Raw genomic sequence first — 21,916 nt, forward strand, 5'->3', positions numbered from 1 at the left:
GCTCATGCGCGCTGCAATCTGGCTCCTCGCGCTGTTCGCCGTCGCCGCGGCGGTGGCGCTCTTCGCCGGCAACAACCAGGGCACGATCACCGTGTTCTGGCCGCCGTGGCGGGTCGATCTCTCGCTGAACCTCGTGCTCGTGATCCTGCTGCTGACCTTCGTGCTGCTGCACGTTGCGTTGCGGGCGCTCGCGGCGCTGTTCTCGCTGCCCACGCAGGCGCGCCACTGGCGGCTGCAGCAGAAGGAACGCATGCTGCACTCCGCCTTGCTCGATGCGATGGTGCAGCTGATCGCCGGCCGCTTCTCGCGCGCCCGCAAGGCTGCGCAGGCCGCGCTCACGCAGGAAAAGACACTGGCCGCGCTTGGCGCCGAGCTGCCGCAGGCGCAGCAGGTGCGCGTGCTGTCGCACCTGCTGGCCGCCGAAAGCGCGCAGGCCCTGCAGGACAAGGCCGCGCGCGACGCGCATCTGCAGCAGGCCCTCAACGAAAGCGCCGACCGCACCGTGCTCGCGAGCCCTGAAACCCGCGAAGGCGTGCAGCTGCGCGCCGCGCGTTGGGCGCTCGACGACCGCGACCCCACGGCCGCGCTCGCACGGCTCGAAGAACTGCCGCAGGGCGCGCAACGCCGCACGCTGGCGCTGCGGCTGCGGCTCAAGGCCGCGCGGCAGGACCGTCGCACGGTCGAGGCGCTCGACACCGCGCGCCTGCTGGCCAAGCACCGCGCCTTCTCCGACGCGGCGGCGCAAAGCATCGTGCGCGGCCTCGCGACCGAACTGCTGACTGGCGCCCATGACCCGGCGCAGTTGCTGCGTGCGTGGTCCGAGCTGGATTCGGCCGAGCGTCAGATGCCCGAGGTGGCCATCCACGCGGCCCAGCGGATGGTCGCGCTGCGCGGTGACCTGGCGCTGGCACGTGGCTGGCTGCTGCCGGCCTGGGAGCGCATGGTGGCGAACCCGCGCGGCCTCGGCGACGGGCTGCGCGTGAAGCTCACGCGCGCACTCGAAGCGGGGCTCGACTCGGTGGACGCCGACTGGCTCGCGCGCATCGAGAGCGCGCAGCGCAACAACCCGCGCGACGCCAACCTGCAGTACCTCGCCGGCATGGCCTGCATGAAGCGCCAGCTGTGGGGCAAGGCCCAGCAGCTGCTCACGCAGGCCGGGCTCGGTTTGCAAGACCCCGACCTCTACCGGCGTGCCTGGCTCGCGCTGGCCCAGCTGGCCGAGGCGCGCGAAGACCACGCGCAGGCCGCCGATGCGTGGAAGCGCGCGGCGCAGGTCGACAACACCCCCTGAGCGTTGTCTCGGTCCGCCGGCTTCAGGAGCACGCGGACTCCTTGGCGGCCGCCAGGCCCGTCGTTCGCACCGACGGCTTGCCGTTGCCGAAGATCAGCAGGCTGAAGCCGGCGAGCACCCACACCCCGATCCCGCCGTAGAGCATCACCCAGCCGAAGCTGTGCACCAGCGCCGCATGCACGGCGGCGCCCGACGGATCAGCCTGTACCAGCGCTGGGAACTGCTCGGGCAGCGACGCGAAGCTGCCCGCCGCGACTTTCTCGGCCAGCGCGCGCAGCTGCTCTGCATCGAGCGACGCGGACAAGGCCTGCTTCAGGTGCGCGTGAATCCCTTCGAGCAGCAGGAACCCCATCAGCGCAATGTTGATGGCCAGCGTGATCAGCCGCGCGCTCATGTCCATGCCCGAGGCCATGCCCGCGCGCGCGCTCGACACCGAGCCGGTGGTGGTGTTGGTGACGGGCGTGTTCGTCAGCCCCAGCCCGATGCCGGCCAGCAGGCAGCCGGGTAGCAGCGTGAGCCAGCTCGCGTGTGCCACGCCGCTGCCCCAGCGCATCGCGATGAAGCCCAGGCCGATCACGAACAGCCCCGCCGGAATGACGACGCCGGGCCGGTAGCGCATCGACAGGCGTTCGGCCAGCGGCGGCAGCACCAGCGTGGGCAGCGTGTAGGCCAGCAGCGCCGAGCCGGCCGTGACGGCGTCGTAGCCCAGGCCGCTCTGGAAGTAGATCGGCAGGTAGATCATGAACGGCCAGAAGCTGAAGTTCATGCCGATGGAGCCGACGATCGAGCCCGAGAAATTGCGGATGCGGAACACCGAGAAGTCGAACATCGGGTGCGGGTTGATCTTCTCGACCCACACGAAGACTGCGAAGCAGGCCAGTGTCGCGACGAGGATGCCCACGGCCGCGGGGCTCGCGAAGCCCAGGCCCGGCCCCTGCGTGATGAAGTAGGTCAGGCCGAACACCGCGAGCGACAGCGTGACGATGCCCGGCAGGTCGAGCCGTTTCGCGTCGGGGTCGCTGGACTCTTCCACGCTGCCCCACACGAGCGCCAGCGCCAGCACGGCCAGCGGCACGTGGACCAGGAACACCCATTCCCAGCTCGACAGCGCGACGATCGCGCCGCCGACGATCGGCCCGAAGCCCAGCCCCATGCCGAACACCACGCCCCAGATCGCGAAGGCCTTGCTGCGTTCCTTGCCTTCCTGGAACTGGTGCGACAGCACCGCGAGCTGGCAGATCAGCATCGCGCCGCCGGCCAGGCCCTGCAGGAAGCGGCTGACGATCAGCACCCATGCGTTGCCCGCGATGCCGCACGCCAGCGAGGTGAGGCCGAACAGCACCACGCCGACGATCAGCACGCGCTTGCGGCCGTAGCGGTCGGCCAGCGTGCCGGCGGCCATCAGCACCGTGGTGCAGGCGATGGTGTAGGCGTTCATGATCCACTGCATGTCGCTGAAGTCGCCATGCAGTGATTTTTCGAGCGTGGGAAGAATGACCGGCACGCTGGAGATTTCCAGGCCGAACATCAGGGCAATCAGGCAGACCGCGGACAGGGCGATCCGGTTCTTGCCGGCAGGGGAGAGGGACATCGGACGGTTTCCAAAAAGGCAGAGTGGCCGATTCTGGTGAAACCCTCTTCATGATGGAAATGATTTGATTTCCTAGAATTCATTAAAAAACATCATTTATCCAGGATCGCCATGGACTTCGACCCCACGCTGTTGCGCGCCTTCGTGGCCGTCAAGGAAACCGGCGGCTTCACGCGCGCCGCCGAGCGCCTGCACCTGACCCAGTCGGCCATCAGCCACCAGATCCGCAAGCTCGAGGAGCAGGTGGGCCGGCCGCTGCTGCACCGCACGACGCGCCGCCTCACGGTGACCGAGGACGGTGAAGACTTCCTGCGCTACGCAACGCAGATCCTCGACACGCTCGATGCCATGACGCGGCGCTTCCAGCCCTCGCCGATCTCGGGCGTGGTGCGCTTCGGTGTGCCGGACAACTTCATGGGCGACCGCCTGCCGCCGCTGCTCTCGCAGTTCGCGCGCGGGTTCCCGGCGGTGCGCATGGAGGTCTGCGTGAGCATGCACACCGACTTGCGCGCGGCCATCCGCGCCGGCGAGCTCGACCTCGCGGTCGTAATGTCGCCGCCCGACGTGGTGGAGGGCACCTGTCTGCGGCGCACGCAACTGGTGTGGGCTGCGGCCGAGGCCTTCGAGGCGCCGAAGGGCGCATCGCTGCCGCTGGCCTTCTTTCCGAAGCCGTGCGTCAACCGGCAGGTGGCCGGGTCGGCGCTCGACCTCGCGTCGTCGCTCGACTGGCACGTGGTCTTCACCTCGGCCAGCCCGCAGGGCATTCGCGCGGCGGTGCTGGCGGGGCTCGCGGTGACGGTGCTCACGCGCGAGGAGGTGGAGCCGGGCATGAAGATCGTCGACGGCCGCTACGGCCTACCGCCGCTGCCGAGCGTGAACTTCTCGCTGATCTGGAGCGAGAACGGCAAGACGCCGTGCGCCTGCCGCTTCGGGCAACTGATCCTGGAGATGCCGGACCTGCCCGGCGTCGAGGCACTGCCGCAGCAGGCCTGAACTCCGAAGCAAAAAAAACGGCGCCACGAAGGCGCCGTTTTCATTTGCGAGGGAGCAGGGCTCAGAGCGAGCGCTGCTGTTCCTGCGGCTGCTGTTGCTGCTGTTCGAACGGCAGCGACATCGAACCGAGGTCGCGGCGGGTTTCGACCAGCACCAGCGGACCTTCGTCGAGCACGATCACCGGCGGGCGTTCGCGCGGCACGTGCACCGGCTTCGGCTCGGCGGCGATCGCGGCGCGCGCCTGCGCGATGCGTTCGGCATCCGAGTTGACCCACTGCAGGCCCGAGCTTTCTGCGATCTGCGCGAGTTCGTTCAGCGGCAGTTCGAAGGCCTGCACCTTGGGCAGTGCGCGGCCGTTGCCGGCGGGCGCTGCTGCTGCGGGCTTGGCTGCGGCTTCGACCACGATGGGCGCTGCGACGGGTGCCGGTGCGGGCGCGGCGGGGCGCTCGAAGCGCGGCTGCTCTTGCACCTGCGGCGCGGGTTCGCGCACTTCGAACGCGGTGGCGACCACGGCCACTGCGGCGGCTTCCGCCACCAGCGGCAGTTGCTGCTGCGGCTGGCGCTCGGCCTGGCCTTCGGCAGCCACGGCGCCTTCGGCGACCGGTGCGGCGTCTGCGCCGTTGGCTTCGTTGCCACCGTTGCCGGCGTCGTCACGCGGACCGCGTTCGCGGCGGTCACGGCCGTAACGGTCGCGCGAACGGCCGCGGCGCTCTTCGCCTTCGCGGCGCGGGGCTTGCTGCTCGTTGCCTTCGTTGTTGCCTTGCTCGGCATCGCCGGCGGCAGCCGATTCGGCCACGCGTGCGTCGCCTTCGTTGGCGGCAGGCGCGTCGTTGCGGCGCTCGCGGCGGTCGTCGTTGCGCTCGCCGCGCGGGCCGCGCGACTCGTCGCCACGGCCGTTGCGGGGCTGGCGCTCGCCGTCGCCGGCGGTGGCTTCGTCGCGCGGCTGTTGCTGCTGCGCGTCGCCGTTGCGCTCACCGCGCTCGTTGCGTTCGCCGCCACGTTCACCACGCTCGCCGCGCTCGCCACGTTCACGGCGCTCGCCGCGGGCGCGGGGTGCGCGTTCCGCTGCGGCATTGCCGTTTTCGTCGCCACCGGGTGCCGGTTGCTGTTGCTGCGCGTCGAGGTTCAGGTTGCCGTCGAGCAGGGCTTCGGCCGGTGCGTTGCGGCCTTCGCCACCTTCGCGGCGCTCGCCGCGACCGCCACGGCGTTGTTCGCCGTCGCGCGGTGCGCGTGCTTCACGGGGCTCGCGTTGCTCGCGTGCCGGGTTGGTGCTGTCGTTGCGCTGCTCGGTGTTGCGAGCCTCGCCGCGGCGTTCGCCGCCTTCACGGCGCTCGCCGCCGCGTCCGCCACGGCGGTCACCGTCGCGTCCACCCGAACGGCCGCCGCCTTCGCCACGGCCTTCGCCGCCGCGTCCGCCGCGGCGTTGTTCGCCATCGGCGCTGCGCGCACCGCGCGTTTCGCCGTCACGGCCCGGGCGACCGCCTTCGCGGCGGGGCTTCGGTGCTTCGACCGGAATGGCGCTGGGGGCCGGTGCCGGTGCGGGCGCCGGCGAGGCGCCGCCGAAGAAGCTCTTGATCCAGGCCATGAAGCCGGTCTGTGCCGGGGCCGGAGCGACCACCGCGGGCGGGGCCACCGGGGCGGGCGCGGGCGCAGCGCGCACCGCTTCGGGCTTGGGCGGCACCACGGGCGCGGGTGCGTCGGGCAGCACGCCCTTGATGACCGGCGTCTGCTTGTTGGTGGGTTCTTGCGAACGGCGCGTGACCGAGGTCGGGTCTTCGATCTCGTCGGCCATCTTGTAGCTGGCTTCGATGTGATCGAGGCGCGGGTCGTCGTGCTTCAGGCGCTCGAGCTTGTAGTTCGGCGTTTCGAGCGTCTTGTTGGGCACCATCAGCACGGTGACGCGCTGCTTGAGCTCGATCTTGGCGATTTCGGGGCGCTTTTCGTTCAGCAGGAACGAGGCGACTTCCACGGGCACCTGCACATGCACGGCGGCCGTGTTGTCCTTCATGGACTCTTCCTGAATGATGCGCAGGATCTGCAGCGCGCTCGATTCGGTGTCGCGGATGTGGCCCGAGCCGCCGCAACGGGGGCAGGGGATCGACGAACCTTCGGACAGCGCCGGCTTCAGGCGCTGGCGGCTCATTTCCATCAGGCCGAACTTGCTGATCGAACCGAACTGCACGCGGGCGCGGTCTTGCCGGAGCGCGTCGCGCAGGCGGCTTTCGACTTCGCGGCGGTTCTTCGACTCGTCCATGTCGATGAAGTCGATGACGATCAGGCCGCCCAGGTCGCGCAGGCGCATCTGGCGGGCCACTTCGTCGGCGGCTTCGAGGTTGGTGCGGGTGGCGGTTTCTTCGATGTCGCCGCCCTTGATGGCGCGGGCCGAGTTCACGTCGACCGAGACCAGTGCTTCGGTGTGGTCGATCACGATGGCGCCGCCCGAAGGCAGCTGCACGGTGCGGGCGTAGGCCGACTCGATCTGGTGCTCGATCTGGAAGCGGCTGAACAGGGCGGCGTCGTCGCGGTAGCGCTTCACGCGGGCGGCATGCTCGGGCATGACGTGCGCCATGAACTGCTGCGCCTGGTCGTAGATGTCGTCGGTGTCGATCAGGATGTCGCCGATGTCGTGATTGAAGTAATCACGGATCGCGCGGATGACCAGCGACGATTCTTGATAAATCAGGAAGGCGCCCTTGCCGCCCTTGGCCGCGCCGTCGATGGCGGTCCACAGCTTGAGCAGGTAGTTCAGGTCCCACTGGAGTTCGGGCGCCGAGCGGCCGATGCCGGCGGTGCGCGCGATGATGCTCATGCCCTTCGGGTACTCGAGCTGGTCCATCGCCTCCTTGAGTTCGGCGCGGTCGTCGCCCTCGATGCGGCGCGACACGCCACCGCCACGGGGGTTGTTGGGCATCAGCACGACATAGCGGCCGGCCAGCGAGATGAAGGTGGTGAGGGCGGCGCCCTTGTTGCCGCGTTCTTCCTTTTCGACCTGGACGGTGAGTTCCTGGCCTTCACGGATCACGTCCTGGATGCGGGCCTGGCTGGCCGACACGCCTTCGGCGAAGTACTGCTTGGAGATTTCCTTGAACGGCAGGAAGCCGTGGCGGTCTTCGCCGTAGTCGACGAAACAGGCTTCGAGCGACGGCTCGACGCGGGTCACGACCGCCTTGTAGATGTTGCCCTTGCGCTGTTCGCGCCCTTCGATTTCGATTTCGTAGTCGAGCAGTTTCTGCCCGTCGACGATGGCCAGGCGGCGTTCTTCGGCCTGCGTGGCATTGATCAGCATCCGCTTCATGATGCGTTGTCCTTATATGTATCGTTCTACCGGCTCATGACGAGCCAACGATGCACGGACGACGCCCGCGAAACCAGGGAATTGCCGCTTGGCCCCGGATGCTGTGACTGCCGCGCCAGGCGCGAACAGGCCTCTCGAGCGTCAGCTCAAGAAGACAGCCGGGGTGGGGGCGCGTGGATGGGCGCGAGCCAGATTCGGTGTTGGGTGGCTGCCTTTTTGACAGCCGGTTGCGCAAGGGTGGCGCGCACTGCGGGCGATTCAATGCCTGAGGCGACTGGTCGAAACCAGGTCGACCAGCGCAGGCATATTTGAATCAGCAGCATCAACACAACAAGGGACTCGCTTCGATCCGCCTGCAGCTTGGAAGCTGCAGGCTGGGTATTCCGTATCGGTGTTTCGTGGGTGTCGGCTTGACTTGGGTGCCTGGCCTGCCACTTTGCGCGATTGCGCGGGGTTTGCGGGCTGGACGCCAAAGCGGCATCGACCTCACAGCATGGTCGTCAGTGCTCTAAACTTCTGTCTAATCAAGCACTTACACGACCGCGCTGGTGAAAAACATTATAGGTGCGAAGAAAAGCCCCGCGGGGGCTCCAAATCCCGCAGATCGACCCGCGGGCGCCGACACCGGCACGCCGCACGCCGCCATCCACTTCCTGACCGTTGACGCCGAATCTGCTGGGCAGCGGCTCGACAACTTCCTGTTTCGCCATCTGAAAGGCGTGCCGAAGACGCACGTCTACCGGATCATCCGGTCGGGCGAAGTGCGCATCAACAAGGGCCGGGCCCAGGCCGAGACCCGCATCGAAGACGGTGATCTGGTCCGGATTCCGCCCGTGCGGATCTCGCCACGCGCCGAAGAGGGCGCCACGCCGCCCGCACCGGCGCGCGAGTTTCCCGTGCTGCTCGAAGACGAGGCCGTGCTGGCCATCGACAAGCCCGCTGGCGTCGCGGTGCACGGCGGCAGCGGCGTGAGCTTCGGCGTGATCGAGCAATTGCGCACGGCGCGCCCGGGCGCCAAGTTCCTGGAACTGGTGCACCGGCTCGACCGCGAAACCTCCGGCATCCTGCTGGTCGCCAAGAAGCGCAGCGCACTGGTGGCATTGCAGGACCAGTTTCGCGAGCGCGAGACCGGCAAGACCTACCTGGCGCTGGTCGAAGGCGACTGGCCCGCCAACAAGAAGGTGCTGGACGCGCCGCTCGCCAAGTACCTGCTGCCCGACGGTTCGGGCGCCGGTGCCGGCGAGCGCCGCGTGCGCGTGGTCGCCAAGGACCACCCCGACGCGATGCGCGCCGTCACGCTGGTGCGCGTGCTGGCCCGCCTCAGCCTGCCGGGCGACGCCGCGCCGCTGTCCTTGCTGGCGGTGACCATCAAGACCGGGCGCACCCACCAGATCCGCGTGCACCTGGCCTCGGCCGGGCATCCGATTGCCGGCGACGACAAATATGGCGAGTCCGAGCGCCAGCGCGCCTTGCACAAACTCGGCCTCAAGCGCATGTTCCTGCATGCGTGGCGGCTGCAATTCAACCACCCGGCCAGCGGCGAGCGCATTGCGCTGCAGGCCGGGCTGCCGCCTGAGCTGCATGCGCTGATGTCGCGCGCGGCGCTCGAGGCGATGGCGCAACACCCCACCCCCACGGCCCATGACTGATTCTTCCGCCCGCCCTGCACGTTCCCCGCGCTTCGACCTGATCGCCTTCGACTGGGACGGCACGCTCTACGACTCCACCCGCCTGATCGTGCGCTGCATCCAGGCGGCCGTGGTCGATGTCGGCGGTGCCAAGCCCAGCGAGGACGATGCCGCCTGGGTGATCGGCCTGGGCCTGGCCGAGGCGCTCGCGCGCGCGGCGCCCGATGTGCCCAAGGAAAAGTACCCCGAGCTCGGCGCCCGCTACCGCTACCACTTCCTGCAGCACCAGGACGACCTCGTGCTGTTCGACGGCGTGCTGCCCATGCTCGATGCGCTGCGCGCGCGCGGCCATAAGCTGGCCGTGGCCACGGGCAAGTCACGCCGCGGCCTCAACGAGGCCCTGAAGACGGTGGCGCTGCGCGACCGCTTCGACGCCTCGCGCACTGCCGATGAAACCTTCGGCAAGCCGCATCCGCGCATGCTGCTCGAACTCATGGAAGAGCTCGACGTGCCGGCCGAGCGCACGCTGATGATCGGCGACACCACGCACGACCTGCAGCTGGCGCAGAACGCCGGCTGCGCCAGCGTGGGCGTGGGCTTCGGCGCGCATGCGTCGTCGACCTTCGACGAGTTCAAGCCGCTGTACGTGGCGCAGTCGATCGCCGAGCTGCAGGCCTGGCTGCTCGAGAACGCCTGAGGGCCAAGGCATGAGCGACTCGCGCATCCCGCTGTGCAATGCCTCGGACCTGGTCGAGGGCGGCAACGCCGTTCCCTTCGACGTGGTCCACGGCGGCGAAACCTGCCGTGCCTTCGCGGTGCGCTTCGAGGGCCTGCCGCATGCGTACCTCAACCGCTGCAGCCATGTGGCGATGGAGATGGACTTCCAGCCCGACCGCTTCTTCGACGACAGCGGCCAGTGGCTGCTGTGCGCCACCCACGGCGCCGTCTACAAGCCCGACACCGGCGAATGCGCGGGCGGGCCGTGCCGCGGCGGGCTCGTGAAGATCGCGCTGAGCGAAGAAGACGGCGTGGTGCACTGGCATACTGACTGGAACCTCCAACCTCTTTCCTTCTGACATGACCGATCCGAATCGCAGGGAACCCCAGGGTTTCGAACCGCTGGAGCCGGCCGTCCCCCTTACGACATCCCAAGACAGCCCCCGCACCATGGCCCAAGATCCCACGCAGCGCCCCGGGTGGGAGCGCGCCACGCTCGAGAAACTCGCGTTCGCCTCCCTGAATGAGCAGAAGGCCACGCGCCGCTGGAAGACCTTCGTGCGCCTGGGCTGGCTGGCCTTCTTCGTGTTCCTGGCCTGGTTCGCGTTCTCGCGCAGCACGCCCAGCACCGCCAAGACCACGGCCCACACGGCCGTCGTCGAGATCAAGGGCGAGATCGCCAACGGCGGCGACGCCAGCGCCGAGTTCGTGATCGCCGCCATGAAGACGGCCTTCGAGGACGAGGGTGCCAAGGGTGTGGTGCTGCTGATCAACTCGCCCGGCGGCAGCCCGGTGCAGGCCGGCATCATCAACGACGAGATCAAGCGCCTGAAGGCCAAGCACAAGAAGCCGGTCTACGCGGTGGTCGAGGAAACCTGCGCCTCGGCGGCGTACTACATCGCCGCCGCGGCCGACAAGATCTTCGTCGACAAGGCCAGCATCGTCGGCAGCATCGGCGTGCTGATGGACGGCTTCGGCTTCACCGGCGTGATGGAAAAGGTCGGCGTCGAGCGCCGCCTGCTGACGGCCGGTGAGAACAAGGGCTTCCTCGATCCGTTCAGCCCGATGAACGACGCGCAGCGCGCGCATGCCCAGTCGATGCTCAACCAGATCCACACGCAGTTCATCAACGTGGTGAAGACCGGCCGCGGCGACCGCCTCAAGCTCGACACCCCGGGCCTGTTCAGCGGCCTGTTCTGGAGCGGCGAGCAGGCCGTCGAGTTCGGCCTGGCCGACCAGCTGGGCAACGTCGACTTCGTGGCACGCGAGGTGATCAAGGCCGAGGAAGTCATCGACTACACGCGCCGCGACAACGTGGCCGAGAAGCTGGCCAAGAAGTTCGGCGCCGCCATGGGCGCGGCCTCGGTGAGTGCGCTGAAGACTTCGCCGGCGCTGCGCTGAGCGCGGCTTTTTTTCAGGCGGCGCTGCTGTCGCCGCTGCCGGTGAACCGGGCCGAGGCCGCCAGCGCGGCGGCAAAGGCCACCACCACATAGAGCGCGGCGGTCAGCGTGCTGACCCGCGCCAGCAGGCCGATCACCGCGGGCCCTGCCATGAACCCCAAGTAAGCGATGGCCGACACGGCGGCAATGCCATTGGCGGGCGCCACGCCCGGCACGCGGGCCGAGGCGCCGAACAGGATCGGCACCACATTCGCGAAACCAACGCCGACGCCTGCGAAGCCGAGCAGTGCGAGCCAGGGCAGGTCGGTCAGCAATACCAGCGTCATCGCCCCCGCCGCGAGGAGGCCACTGCCGCGCAGCAAGGCCGTGGGTGAGAAACGGGCGCGCATCGCATCACCGCCAAAACGTGCGGCTGCCATCGCGGCGGAAAAGCTCGCATAGGCCAGCGCGGCCTGCTGCTGCGGGCTGCCCAGTTCCTGCTGCATGTAGAGCACGCTCCAGTCGTAGATGGCGCCCTCGGCGATCAGCCCCAGCGCGGCCAGCACGCCGAGCACCGCGAGCACGCCGCGTGGCAGACGAAAGCCGTGGTCCGCCGCAGCCGCACCGTCGGCGGGTGCGGCCGGCGTGGGCAGCATGCGCGTCGACGCGATTGCGACCAGCCCGATCATCACCACGGCCACCGTCCACAAGTGGGTCTGCGGCGCCATGCCGGCGGCCAGCGCCGCGCTGCCGCTCGCGGCGCCGACCATGCCGCCGAGGCTGAACATGCCGTGCATGCCGCTCATCAACGGCTGATTGCCGCGCAATTCGAGCTGCGCGGCTTCGGTGTTGATCGCCACGTCGAACACGCTGGTGACCAGGCCGAACACCGCCAGCAGGCCCAGCAGCGCGGCATAGCCGGGCATCGCGATCAGGCCGGCGATCAGCAGGGCGTAGACGCAGCCGCACAGCGCGGCCATGCGGCGCGGGCCGTGGCGGCCGATCCAGCGCCCGGCGCTGGTCAGGCCGACCATCGCGCCGGCGCCCGCCGCGAGCATGGCGAGCCCGAGCTGCGCCTCGTCGATGGCGTAGTGCGCCTTGACCGTCGGCACGTGCACGCCCCAGGTCGCAAAGATGAAGCCCGACGCGAAGAACTGGGCGCGCGACGCCCAGCGCGTACCGGCCGTGACGCCCGGCCCCACCGTCAGCGCCCGATGGCGAACACGGCGGGCAGGCGCTCGTCGGTCGTGGCCTGCGGCTTGGCAGCGCGCCAGGCTTTCACCGTCTCGCTGCGCACCTGCGCGGTCGCCAGCGTCAGGCCGCGCGCGACGGCGAGCCGGGTGTTGTGCTGCAGCGTCTGCACCAGCGCCTGCAGCAGGGCGGCATTGCGGTACGGCGTTTCGATGAAGAGCTGCGTCTGGCCGGTCTTGAGTGCGAGCGTCTCGAGTTCGCGGATGCGCGCCTGGCGCTCGCCGCCGTCCTGCGGCAGGTAGCCGACGAAGGCGAAGTTCTGTCCGTTCAAGCCGCTTGCTGCGAGGGCCAGCAGCAAAGACACCGGTCCGGTGAGCGGCACGACGGTGATGCCCAGGTCGTGCGCGGCGCGCGCCACCGACGAGCCGGGGTCGGCCACGGCGGGCATGCCGGCTTCGCTCAGCAGGCCGACGTCGTGGCCTTCGAGTGCGGCGGCGAGCAGCGGGCGGGCGTCGAACTGGCCAGCGTGGTCGCCTTTCTTGTGCACCTCGCGCGGCAGTTCCTGGATGTTCTGCGCCTGCAGCGGCGCGGCCAGCGGCACGACGGCGTCGATGCGCTTCAGGTAGGCGCGGGTCGACTTGGCGTTCTCGCAGATCCAGTGCGTGATGCCGGCGGCGGCCTGCAGCGTGCCCAGCGGCAGGGCGTCCTGCAGCGGTGCCTGGAGATCGCAGCCGAAATCGAGCGGCGCGGGGACGAGGTAAAGCTTGCCTGGGGTCGTCACAGCAGGTCGACCCCCGCAGCGCGCAGCATCCGGCAGGTGCGGATCAGGGGCAGGCCGACCAGTGCGGTCGGGTCGTCGCTGTCGATGGCGTCGAGCAGCGCGATGCCGAAGCCCTCGCTCTTGGCGCTGCCGGCGCAGTCGTAGGGCTGCTCTGCTAATAGATAGCGCTCGATGGCGGCATCGGAGAGATCGCGGAACACCACGCGCACGGGAGCGATGTCGCGCTGGGCGAAGCCCGTGGCATGGCAGACGACGGCCACGGCAGTCTGGAAGATCAGCGTCTGGCCGCGCATCCGACGCAATTGGGTGGTGGCCCGTGCGTGGTCGCCGGGCTTGCCGAGCGCCTCGCCCGCCAGGTCGGCGACCTGGTCGGAGCCGATCACCACCGCGTCGGGAAAGCGTGCGGCCACGGCGTTGGCCTTTTCCAGTGCCAGGCGCTCGGCCAGCGCGCGGGGCGTTTCGCCGTCGAGTGGGGTTTCGTCGACTTCGGGGGCGTGCACCTCGAAGGGCAAATGGAGGCGGGTGAGCAGTTCGCGCCGGTAGCGCGAGGTTGAGGCGAGGATCACGGTGCGTTGCATGCAGCGATTGTGCGTGAGCGACCGGACCCGACCGGCTCGACGGGTTGCTCACCTGGGAGGGCGGCTGGCGCGCTAGACTGGGGCGGATGAAGAGAGAATTTGCCCCCGAAAGGCTCAATGTGCCCGCGTTCACCGCGGCGGCCGCCACGCTGGATGGCGCCGATCCGGTCCCGGGTTTCGCGCGCCTGGTCGCCGAACTGGCGACGCCGGCCACCGACGCCGTGGTCCGCTGGGAAGCGACCGGCGAAGAGCGCCCCGGCGCTGACGGCAAGGCGACGCCCTGGCTGCACCTGGACGTCGAAACCACCGTGCCGCTGGTGTGCCAGCGCTGCCTGTCGCCGGTCGATACCGAACTGTTCGTGGACCGCTGGTTCCGTTTCGTGGCCGACGAGGCCACGGCCGAGGCGGAAGACGAGGAGTCCGATGAAGACCTGCTGGTTGTCAGCCGCGATTTCGACCTGCGCGGGTTGATCGAGGACGAGCTGCTGATGGAAATCCCCGTCATGCCGGTCCACGACGTGTGCCCGACGCCGGTGCGCCTGTCCTCCAGCGACGACGATTTTCAGGCGGCCGAAGAGGCCAAGCCGAACCCCTTTGCCGTGCTCGGCGCGTTGCGTCCGCGCAAGCCCGAAGAGGGAAAGTAGCCCTTTCTCTCTGGCTGGGCTATAATCATGGGCTTCGCGCGCGCCGCCGTGAGCAGCAATGCATACAAGGCAAAGGCAGAACGTGGCATTCCATGCATGCCGCCGGAGCTTTCGCCTCATTGCCACCGCTTGAGCCCGCATCCAGTCACCCACCTAACCGTCCAGGAGCCATCATGGCCGTCCAGCAAAACAAGAAGTCGCCTTCCAAGCGCGGCATGCACCGTTCCCACAACGCCCTGGGCGTGCCCGGCATCGCTGTCGAGCCCACCACCGGCGAAACGCACCTGCGCCACCACATCAGCCCGAACGGTTTCTACCGCGGCCGTCAGGTGCTCAAGAACAAGTCCGAAGCCTGATCTCGAATCCCAAGGCCAAGGCCCGAAGCTACTTTTGCTGTAGCGTCGGGCCTTTGTTTTGATGGCTGCGCCTTTTTCTCCCGAACTCACTGCTGCGCCCGCCGCAATCACGCTCGCCGTGGATTGCATGGGGGGTGATCATGGGCCGCGTGTCACGCTCGCGGCCTGCCGCGCGTTTCTCGAGCGGCACAGCGAAGCCTCGTTGCTGCTCGTCGGTGCGCCGGCCGCATTGACGGGGTTTGCCGACCATCCGCGCGCCCGCATCGTGCCGGCCAGCGAAGTGGTCGGCATGGACGATCCCATCGAAATCGCCCTGCGCAAGAAGAAAGACTCTTCGATGCGCGTCGCGATCCAGCAGGTCAAGGATGGCGCGGCGCAAGCGGCGATATCTGCTGGCAACACGGGCGCATTGATGGCGATCGCACGCTATCTGCTCAAGACACTCGATGGCATCGACCGTCCTGCCATTGCGCCCCAGCTGCCCAATGTGAAGGGTGGGGCGACCACCGTGCTCGATCTCGGTGCGAACGTCGATTGCGACGCTGAAGACCTGCTTCAGTTCGCGGTGCTGGGCTCGGCGCTCGTTTCGGCATTGACCGGCAACGAATCGCCCTCGGTCGGTTTGCTCAATATTGGTGAGGAAGCCATCAAGGGCAGCGAAACCATCAAGAAGGCCAGCCAACTGCTGCGTGCAGCTGCCAACTCCAAGGATCTGAACTTCTACGGCAACGTCGAAGGGAACGACATTTTCAAGGGCACGACCGACATCGTTGTGTGCGACGGATTTGTCGGCAATGTGGCGCTGAAGGCCAGCGAAGGCGTCGCGTCGATGATCGGCGAGTTCATTCGCGTCGAGTTTTCGCGAAACATTCTCACGAAACTGGCGGCTATTGTTGCTTACCCGGTTCTAAAAGCATTCAAAGGTCGCTTGGATCACCGCCGCTACAACGGCGCGGCCTTGCTGGGCTTGCGCGGGCTAGTGTTCAAGAGCCATGGCTCGGCCGACGAAGTGGCTTTCGGCCATGCGTTGGATCGCGCTTATGATGCCGCTCGCAACAACCTGCTCGATCGCGTGCGGGCCCGTATCGCCCACGCCGCGCCTTTGCTAGCGCGGCAGGAGTCGGCGGTGCCGACCGACGCGACAGCCCTTCACGCTTGATGACCCCTTTTTCGCGCATTACCGGCACCGGCAGCTACCTGCCCCCCCGCCGCGTCACCAATGACGACCTTGCCAAGGATCTGGCGACACGCGGCATCGAAACTTCCGATCAGTGGATCGTCGAGCGCACCGGCATTCACGCGCGCCACTTCGCGGCGCCCGATGTCAGCAGCAGCGATCTCGGCCTCGAAGCCGCGAAGCATGCACTGGAAGCCGCCGGCCGCAAGGCGAGCGACGTCGACCTGATCATCGTCGCGACCTCGACGCCGGACATGGTGTTCCCGTCGTCGGCCGCGATCCTCCAGCACAAGCTCGGCATTGCCGGCTGCCCGGCCTTCGACGTCCAGGCGGTCTGCAGCGGTTTCGTCTACGCACTGACGGTGGCCGACGCGATGATCCGCACGGGCACCGCGCGCTGCGCGCTGGTGATCGGCGCCGAAGTGTTCTCCCGCATCCTCGACTTCAACGACCGCACCACCTGCGTGCTGTTCGGCGACGGCGCGGGCGCGGTGGTGCTCGAGGCCTCCGACGAGCCCGGCATCCTGGCCAGCGACTTGCATGCCGACGGCAAGCACGTCGGCATCCTGTGCGTGCCGGGCCACGTGTCGGGCGGCAACGTGCTCGGCACGCCGCTGCTGCACATGGACGGCCAGGCCGTCTTCAAGCTGGCGGTCCGCGTGCTCGAAGACGCCGCGCGCGCCACGCTCGCCAAGGCCGGCAAGACCGAGGCCGACATCGACTGGCTGATCCCGCACCAGGCCAACATCCGCATCATGGAGGGCACAGCCAAGAAGCTGAAGCTGCCGCGCGAAAAGCTGGTCGTCACGGTGCACGAGCACGGCAACACCTCGGCCGCCTCGATCCCGCTGGCGCTCGACGAAGCCGTGCGCTCGGGCAAGGTGAAGAAGGGTGAGACCCTCATGCTGGAAGGCGTGGGCGGTGGCTTCACCTGGGGCGCGGTGCTATTGAATCTGTAGTGCGTCGCGACGCCCCGAAGCGGGCGTCGGCGCGGTGACGAAGAAACAACAATGAAATCCTTTGCTTTTGTCTTTCCGGGTCAGGGCTCGCAGGCGGTCGGCATGCTCGACGCCTGGGGCGATCACCCGGCCGTGGTCGAGACCTTGCGTGAAGCCTCCGAAGCGCTGGGCGAAGACATCGGTGCACTGATCAAGAGCGGTCCCAAGGAAGAACTGGCGCTCACCACCAACACGCAGCCCGTGATGCTGGTGGCTGGCGTGGCCGCCTGGCGTGCCTGGCTGGCTGAAGGCGGCGCCACGCCGTCCGTGGTCGCCGGTCATTCGCTGGGCGAGTATTCGGCGCTGGTGGCCTCGGGCGTGCTCACGCTCTCGCAGGCCGCACCGCTGGTGCGTTTTCGTGCGCAGGCCATGCAGCAGGCGGTGCCGGTCGGTGTCGGCGCGATGGCGGCGATCCTCGGCATGGCGTCCGACAAGGTGGTCGCCGGCTGCGCCGAAGCCACCGCCACGTTCGGCCCCGGCAGCGTCGAGGTGGTCGAGGCCGTGAACTTCAACGATCCGATGCAGACCGTGATCGCCGGCAGCAAGGCTGCGGTCGACAAGGCCTGCGAGCTGTTGAAAGCCAATGGCGCCAAGCGCGCATTGCCGCTGCCGGTGTCGGCGCCGTTCCATTCGAGCCTGATGAAGCCCGCGGCCGAAGCCCTGCGCGAGAAGCTCGCGAGCGTGGCGTTGGCTGCGCCGCAGATTCCGGTGCTCAACAACATCGACGTGGCCGTCGAGACCGATGCCGACCGCATCCGCGACGCCCTGGTGCGCCAGGCCGCCGGTCCGGTGCGCTGGGTCGAGAGCGTTCAGGCCTTGAAACTGCGCGGTGCAACCGCCATCATCGAGTGCGGTCCCGGCAAGGTGCTGGCCGGCATGGTGAAGCGCATCGCCCCCGAACTGGACGCCGCGTCGGTGTACGACCCGGCCACCCTCGCGGACGTCCGACAATCGCTCGCCGGCTGAACGCCGCCAGGCCCCGATACTTTTTCTCTTTTATGAGCACTCCCAAATTCGAAGGCCAGGTCGCCCTGGTCACCGGCGCAACGCGCGGCATCGGTGCCGCCATTGCACTCGAACTCGCGCAGCGCGGCCTCAAGGTCGTGGGCACCGGCACCACCGATGACGGCGCTGCCAAGATCACCCAGGCGCTGAGCGCGTTCGACGGCCGCGGCCGTGCGCTCGACGTGAACGACGGCGCTGCTGTCGAAGCCCTGATCGACGAGATCGTGCAGGCTTACGGCGCGATCCATGTGCTGGTCAACAACGCCGGCATCACGCGCGACACGCTTGCCATGCGCATGAAGGACGACGACTGGGATGCGGTGCTCGACACCAACCTCAAGGCCGTCTTCCGTCTCTCGCGCGCGGTGATCCGCCCGATGATGAAGCAGCGCTATGGCCGCATCATCAGCATCACGAGCGTGGTGGGCGCGTCCGGCAATGCCGGCCAGGCCAACTACGCGGCCGCCAAGGCCGGCGTGTCGGGCATGACCCGTGCGTTGGCCCGCGAACTCGGCAGCCGCAACATCACGGTCAACTGCGTCGCGCCGGGCTTCATCGAAACCGACATGACGGCCAGCCTGCCGGAAGCCCAACAACAGGCGCTGCTCTCGCAGATCCCGCTGGGCCACCTGGGCAAGCCGGCCGACATCGCGCATGCGGTGGCCTACCTCGCATCGCCGCAGGCCTCGTACGTGACGGGGCAGGAGCTGCACGTCAACGGCGGCATGCACATGTAGCCGAAAGGCGCAATCTTTTTCCGTACCGGAGCGCGGGGCAAATGCCACGGGCCGCCCGGCTAAAATCCACCAGTTACCTACAACCCTTAGAGGGAATCAAATGAGCGATATCGAAGCACGTGTCAAGAAAATCATCGCCGAGCAACTCGGCGTGGAAGAGTCCCAAGTGACGAACGAAAAGGCTTTCGTGGCCGACCTCGGCGCTGACTCGCTCGACACGGTCGAACTCGTGATGGCACTCGAAGACGAGTTCGGCATCGAGATCCCGGACGAAGACGCAGAGAAGATCACGACGGTGCAGAACGCCGTCGACTACGCCACCAAGAATCAAAAGGCCTGATCGGCCAGCTGACACTGCAACGACGGCCGGCGGCTCTTTTTTCAACCGCCCGCGCCGATCGGCAGCTGTCCAGCGCTTCCAGAAAGGTTTGCCGGCATGACCAAACGCCGCGTCGTCGTGACCGGACTCGGTTGCATCGCTCCTGTCGGAAACACCGCAACCGAATCCTGGACCAACCTGTTGGCCGGGAAGTCGGGCATTGCGAACATCACCGCGTTCGATGCAAGCGCCTTCGCCTGCAAGTTCGCCGGTGAGGTCAAGGGTTTCGACATCACCCAATACATCTCGGAGAAAGAAGCGCGTCACATGGACCGCTTCATTCATCTGGGACTCGCCGCCGCCATCCAGGCGGTGCAGGACAGCGGACTGCCGACCGGCGAAGCGCTGTCCTATGAAAAGGCCGTGCGCATCGGCTGCAACATCGGCTCGGGCATCGGCGGTCTGCCGATGATCGAACAGACGCACGGCGAATACGCGAGCCGCGGCCCGCGCCGCATCTCGCCGTTCTTCGTGCCGGCGTCGATCATCAACATGATCTCGGGCCACGTGTCGATCAAGTACGGCTTCAAGGGCCCGAACATCGCCGTCGTGACCGCCTGCACCACCGGCCTGCATGCCATCGGCACGTCGGCACGCATGATCGAGTACGGCGATGCCGACGTCATGATTGCAGGCGGTGCGGAATCGACCATCTCTCCGCTGGGCATCGGCGGCTTCACCGCGCCTCGCGCGCTGAGCACCCGCAACGACGATCCCACCACGGCTTCGCGCCCGTGGGACAAGGACCGCGACGGCTTCGTGCTGGGTGAGGGCTCCGGCGTGCTGGTGCTCGAAGAGTACGAACACGCCAAGGCACGCGGCGCCAAGATCTACGCCGAAGTCTCCGGCTTCGGAATGACCGGCGACGCGTACCACATGACCGCGCCCGACGTCGACGGCCCCCGCCGTTCGATGGCGATGGCACTGGCCAATGCGGGTGTCAATGCCGACGAGGTCCAGTACCTGAACGCGCACGGCACCTCGACGCTGATTGGTGACCTCAACGAGACCAATGCGGTCAAGCTGGCTTTCGGCGATCACGCGAAGAAGCTCGTCGTCAATTCGACCAAGTCCATGACCGGCCACCTGCTGGGCGGCGCGGGCGGCATCGAATCGGTGTTCACGGTGCTCGCGCTGCATCACCAGAAGAGTCCGCCGACGATCAACATCTTCAACCAGGATCCGGAGTGCGATCTCGACTACTGCGCCAACGAGGCGCGCGATCTGAAGATCGATGTCGCGGTCAAGAACAACTTCGGCTTCGGCGGCACCAACGGCACGCTGGTGTTCAAGCGCGCTTGAGCGTCGCTCTCCCATGCACAGCGCACCGTCGGTGACCTATCCGGTGGGGCGCACCCGCGGCGCGACCCGGATTCTTCTGGCCCTTTGGACCCTGGGCGTCTGCTGCGCCGGCGCGGCCTGCTATCTGTTCGATAGCAATGGCTGGCGTCAGTTGCTGCTGCTCCTCAGCGTCGTCTTCTCTGGTGTCGCGGCAGGCTTTGGCCTGCGGCGGGACGGTGCGGCGACGCTGCATTTCGACGGATCGCACTGGTCGCTGACCGGTGCCGATCCGACGCGCGGCGTGCTCGCCGCGCGCGCCGTGGTGGCGCTCGATTTCCAGTCGCTGTTGCTGGTCCGCCTGGCCGAACCCGGCCGCGCGGCCCGCTGGGTCTGGCTCGAGCAGCGGGCCATGCCCGAGCGCTGGCGCGACGTGCGCCGTGCGGTCTACGCGCGGCCCCCGGTCGCCGAGGTGGCCGGCGACCCCTGGCGCGCGACCGCTCCGGCCGACGCGCCCTGATCCGTTTCGATGACCACTTCCTTGCCTCCCGTACCTCCGGAGTCCGCGCTGCCCGATGAGGCGGCGCAGGCGCCGCGCCCGGGTGAGGTCGATTTCCAGCTGGTGCAGCGCACCGTCGCGGGCGACCAGAAGGCGTTCGAGCTGCTGGTCATCAAGTACCAGCGCCGCATCGAACGGCTGATCGGGCGCATGGTGCGCGATGTCGACCTGATCGAGGACATCGCCCAGGAAACCTTCATCCGCGCCTACCGCGCGCTGCACCAGTTTCGCGGCGAGGCCCAGTTCTACACCTGGCTGTACCGGATCGCCGTGAACACCGCCAAGAAGGCGCTGGTGGACATGAAGCGCGATCCGACCGTCTCCGAAAGCGCACTGCGTTCGTCCTCGGACGACGAAGATGAAACTTACCGCCCTGGAAACGAACCAACCACCGATGAAACCCCCGAATCGGTCATGGCGGCGAACGAAATCGCCAGTGCCGTCGAGGCTGCCATGGAAGCGCTCCCCACCGAGTTGCGCCAGGCAGTCACGCTGCGCGAGATCGAGGGGATGAGTTACGAAGAGATTGCCGAGGTCATGGATTGCCCGATCGGCACGGTGCGCTCGCGTATTTTCCGGGCGCGCGAGGCCATTTCGGCCAGGGTCAAGCCGCTGCTGGACAACCAGTCCGGCAAGCGTTGGTAGATCAGCAGGTGAATGACATGAATCAGACGATGACGGTTCGGGAACAGGTGTCCGCACTGGCGGACGGCCATTTGCAGGGCGAGGCGTTCGCGCGTGCGATCGAATCCGTCTGCGCCGAGGACGACTCGCGCGACGCCTGGCACGCCTACCACGTGGTGGGCGATGTGCTGCGCTCGTCGGCGCATTCGCGCTGCAGCGACACCTCGGCCTTCCTGGCGCGCTTCCAGCAGCGGCTGGCGCAAGAGCCGGTCGTGATGGCGCCGCCCGCGGCCGTGGCACCGCTGGCTGCCGTGCCGGCCGCGAAGCCCGTGCGGCAGCGTGCCGAGGCGGCCAACGAGCCGGTGTTCCGCTGGAAGCTGGTGGCCGGCGCTGCGTCGCTGATGGCCGTGGCGGCCATCAGCTGGACGCTGGTCGGCAACGGTGCCGCGGTGCCCAACGGCGGTGCCCAACTGGCGGCGGTGCAACCGCCCGTGGCGAACTCGGTGCTGGCGGCCGCGGCCGGTGGCAGCGAGCTGCCGGGCAACGGCGCCCTGACGCCGACCCGCGTGCTGGTCGGCAATGGCAATCCGCAGGTCATGCTGCGCGATCCGCGCCTTGACCAGCTGCTCGAAGCCCACCAGCAGGCCGGTGGTGCATCGCAAATGCCGTCCGGTTTCCTGCGCAACGCCACCTTCGAGGGCCCCACGCGCTGATT

The 21,916-nt window shown here is 68.0% G+C and carries 22 protein-coding genes; 17 read left to right on the forward strand and 5 right to left on the reverse strand.

Features of this window, described 5'->3' with window-relative positions; translation table 11 throughout:
* Positions 1 to 4 precede the first annotated feature (4 nt).
* The gene (locus tag AC1RAD_RS30850) at positions 5 to 1,291 is read left to right on the forward strand and encodes a heme biosynthesis protein HemY (RefSeq protein ID WP_062482750.1); all 1,287 of its coding nucleotides are present in this window, start codon (positions 5 to 7) and stop codon (positions 1,289 to 1,291) included.
* A 22-nt stretch (positions 1,292 to 1,313) separates the two neighbouring features.
* Here AC1RAD_RS30850 and AC1RAD_RS30855 read toward each other — a convergent pair whose 3' ends face one another.
* Positions 1,314 to 2,882: an MFS transporter gene (locus AC1RAD_RS30855; protein WP_492738923.1), complete on the reverse strand. Its 1,569-nt coding sequence runs from the start codon at positions 2,880 to 2,882 to the stop codon at positions 1,314 to 1,316.
* A gap of 111 nt (positions 2,883 to 2,993) precedes the next feature.
* Between AC1RAD_RS30855 and AC1RAD_RS30860 the strand changes: the two genes are divergently transcribed.
* Entirely contained in the window at positions 2,994 to 3,875 is an 882-nt protein-coding gene (locus tag AC1RAD_RS30860; RefSeq protein ID WP_492697203.1) for a LysR family transcriptional regulator, read from the forward strand.
* Between the two features lie 61 nt (positions 3,876 to 3,936).
* Here AC1RAD_RS30860 and AC1RAD_RS30865 read toward each other — a convergent pair whose 3' ends face one another.
* Entirely contained in the window at positions 3,937 to 7,170 is a 3,234-nt protein-coding gene (locus AC1RAD_RS30865) for an Rne/Rng family ribonuclease (protein ID WP_492738925.1), read from the reverse strand.
* 548 nt (positions 7,171 to 7,718) lie between these two features.
* Here AC1RAD_RS30865 and AC1RAD_RS30870 point away from each other — a divergent pair.
* The 4 genes from AC1RAD_RS30870 to AC1RAD_RS30885 are packed head-to-tail and all read left to right on the forward strand — an operon-like array spanning position 7,719 to position 10,916.
* Positions 7,719 to 8,819: an RluA family pseudouridine synthase gene (locus AC1RAD_RS30870; RefSeq protein ID WP_492738927.1), complete on the forward strand. Its 1,101-nt coding sequence runs from the start codon at positions 7,719 to 7,721 to the stop codon at positions 8,817 to 8,819.
* The gene (locus AC1RAD_RS30875; protein ID WP_492738929.1) at positions 8,812 to 9,495 is read left to right on the forward strand and encodes an HAD family hydrolase; all 684 of its coding nucleotides are present in this window, start codon (positions 8,812 to 8,814) and stop codon (positions 9,493 to 9,495) included. Before AC1RAD_RS30870 ends, AC1RAD_RS30875 begins: the two co-directional genes overlap by 8 nt.
* A gap of 10 nt (positions 9,496 to 9,505) precedes the next feature.
* The gene (locus AC1RAD_RS30880; protein ID WP_070062237.1) at positions 9,506 to 9,874 is read left to right on the forward strand and encodes a Rieske (2Fe-2S) protein; all 369 of its coding nucleotides are present in this window, start codon (positions 9,506 to 9,508) and stop codon (positions 9,872 to 9,874) included.
* A gap of 1 nt (position 9,875) precedes the next feature.
* Complete coding sequence (locus AC1RAD_RS30885; protein WP_056572114.1) at positions 9,876 to 10,916, forward strand: S49 family peptidase; 1,041 nt, start codon at positions 9,876 to 9,878, stop codon at positions 10,914 to 10,916.
* Positions 10,917 to 10,929: 13 nt separating this feature from the next.
* Here AC1RAD_RS30885 and AC1RAD_RS30890 read toward each other — a convergent pair whose 3' ends face one another.
* Genes AC1RAD_RS30890 through AC1RAD_RS30900 form a run of 3 tightly spaced genes read right to left on the reverse strand, consistent with a single transcriptional unit; the run spans position 10,930 to position 13,444 of the window.
* The gene (locus tag AC1RAD_RS30890; RefSeq protein WP_492738931.1) at positions 10,930 to 12,096 is read right to left on the reverse strand and encodes an MFS transporter; all 1,167 of its coding nucleotides are present in this window, start codon (positions 12,094 to 12,096) and stop codon (positions 10,930 to 10,932) included.
* Between the two features lie 2 nt (positions 12,097 to 12,098).
* Positions 12,099 to 12,866, reverse strand: coding sequence for an SAM-dependent methyltransferase (locus AC1RAD_RS30895; protein WP_492738933.1), 768 nt, complete (start codon positions 12,864 to 12,866; stop codon positions 12,099 to 12,101).
* Complete coding sequence (locus AC1RAD_RS30900; protein WP_492738935.1) at positions 12,863 to 13,444, reverse strand: Maf family protein; 582 nt, start codon at positions 13,442 to 13,444, stop codon at positions 12,863 to 12,865. The genes AC1RAD_RS30895 and AC1RAD_RS30900 overlap by 4 nt, the downstream gene beginning before the upstream one ends.
* A gap of 86 nt (positions 13,445 to 13,530) precedes the next feature.
* Between AC1RAD_RS30900 and AC1RAD_RS30905 the strand changes: the two genes are divergently transcribed.
* From AC1RAD_RS30905 to AC1RAD_RS30955, 11 genes are all read left to right on the forward strand, one after another.
* Entirely contained in the window at positions 13,531 to 14,088 is a 558-nt protein-coding gene (locus AC1RAD_RS30905) for a YceD family protein (RefSeq protein WP_095746469.1), read from the forward strand.
* Between the two features lie 173 nt (positions 14,089 to 14,261).
* The gene (gene rpmF, locus AC1RAD_RS30910) at positions 14,262 to 14,444 is read left to right on the forward strand and encodes a 50S ribosomal protein L32 (RefSeq protein ID WP_057592299.1); all 183 of its coding nucleotides are present in this window, start codon (positions 14,262 to 14,264) and stop codon (positions 14,442 to 14,444) included.
* Positions 14,445 to 14,505: 61 nt separating this feature from the next.
* Entirely contained in the window at positions 14,506 to 15,603 is a 1,098-nt protein-coding gene (plsX, locus tag AC1RAD_RS30915; RefSeq protein WP_492738937.1) for a phosphate acyltransferase PlsX, read from the forward strand.
* The gene (locus tag AC1RAD_RS30920; RefSeq protein ID WP_070062242.1) at positions 15,603 to 16,580 is read left to right on the forward strand and encodes a beta-ketoacyl-ACP synthase III; all 978 of its coding nucleotides are present in this window, start codon (positions 15,603 to 15,605) and stop codon (positions 16,578 to 16,580) included. The genes plsX and AC1RAD_RS30920 overlap by 1 nt, the downstream gene beginning before the upstream one ends.
* 51 nt (positions 16,581 to 16,631) lie before the next feature.
* Positions 16,632 to 17,585, forward strand: a complete 954-nt coding sequence (gene fabD, locus AC1RAD_RS30925) for an ACP S-malonyltransferase (protein WP_492738939.1) — start codon at positions 16,632 to 16,634, stop codon at positions 17,583 to 17,585.
* Between the two features lie 32 nt (positions 17,586 to 17,617).
* Positions 17,618 to 18,361, forward strand: a complete 744-nt coding sequence (gene fabG, locus AC1RAD_RS30930; protein ID WP_062475549.1) for a 3-oxoacyl-ACP reductase FabG — start codon at positions 17,618 to 17,620, stop codon at positions 18,359 to 18,361.
* A 100-nt stretch (positions 18,362 to 18,461) separates the two neighbouring features.
* The gene (gene acpP / locus AC1RAD_RS30935) at positions 18,462 to 18,701 is read left to right on the forward strand and encodes an acyl carrier protein (protein ID WP_007830471.1); all 240 of its coding nucleotides are present in this window, start codon (positions 18,462 to 18,464) and stop codon (positions 18,699 to 18,701) included.
* Positions 18,702 to 18,797: 96 nt separating this feature from the next.
* Positions 18,798 to 20,042 (forward strand): beta-ketoacyl-ACP synthase II, encoded by a 1,245-nt coding sequence (gene fabF, locus AC1RAD_RS30940; protein ID WP_492738941.1) that lies wholly within the window; start codon positions 18,798 to 18,800, stop codon positions 20,040 to 20,042.
* Between the two features lie 13 nt (positions 20,043 to 20,055).
* Positions 20,056 to 20,538 (forward strand): hypothetical protein, encoded by a 483-nt coding sequence (locus AC1RAD_RS30945; RefSeq protein ID WP_492738943.1) that lies wholly within the window; start codon positions 20,056 to 20,058, stop codon positions 20,536 to 20,538.
* 9 nt (positions 20,539 to 20,547) lie between these two features.
* Positions 20,548 to 21,222 carry an RNA polymerase sigma factor RpoE gene (gene rpoE / locus AC1RAD_RS30950; RefSeq protein WP_390341912.1) on the forward strand — a complete coding sequence of 225 codons (675 nt, stop codon included), beginning with the start codon at positions 20,548 to 20,550 and terminating at the stop codon, positions 21,220 to 21,222.
* Between the two features lie 17 nt (positions 21,223 to 21,239).
* Complete coding sequence (locus AC1RAD_RS30955; protein WP_492738945.1) at positions 21,240 to 21,914, forward strand: sigma-E factor negative regulatory protein; 675 nt, start codon at positions 21,240 to 21,242, stop codon at positions 21,912 to 21,914.
* The last annotated feature ends 2 nt before the right edge of the window (positions 21,915 to 21,916 follow it).

Source organism: Variovorax sp. GW823-FHT04B03, assembly GCF_058796495.1.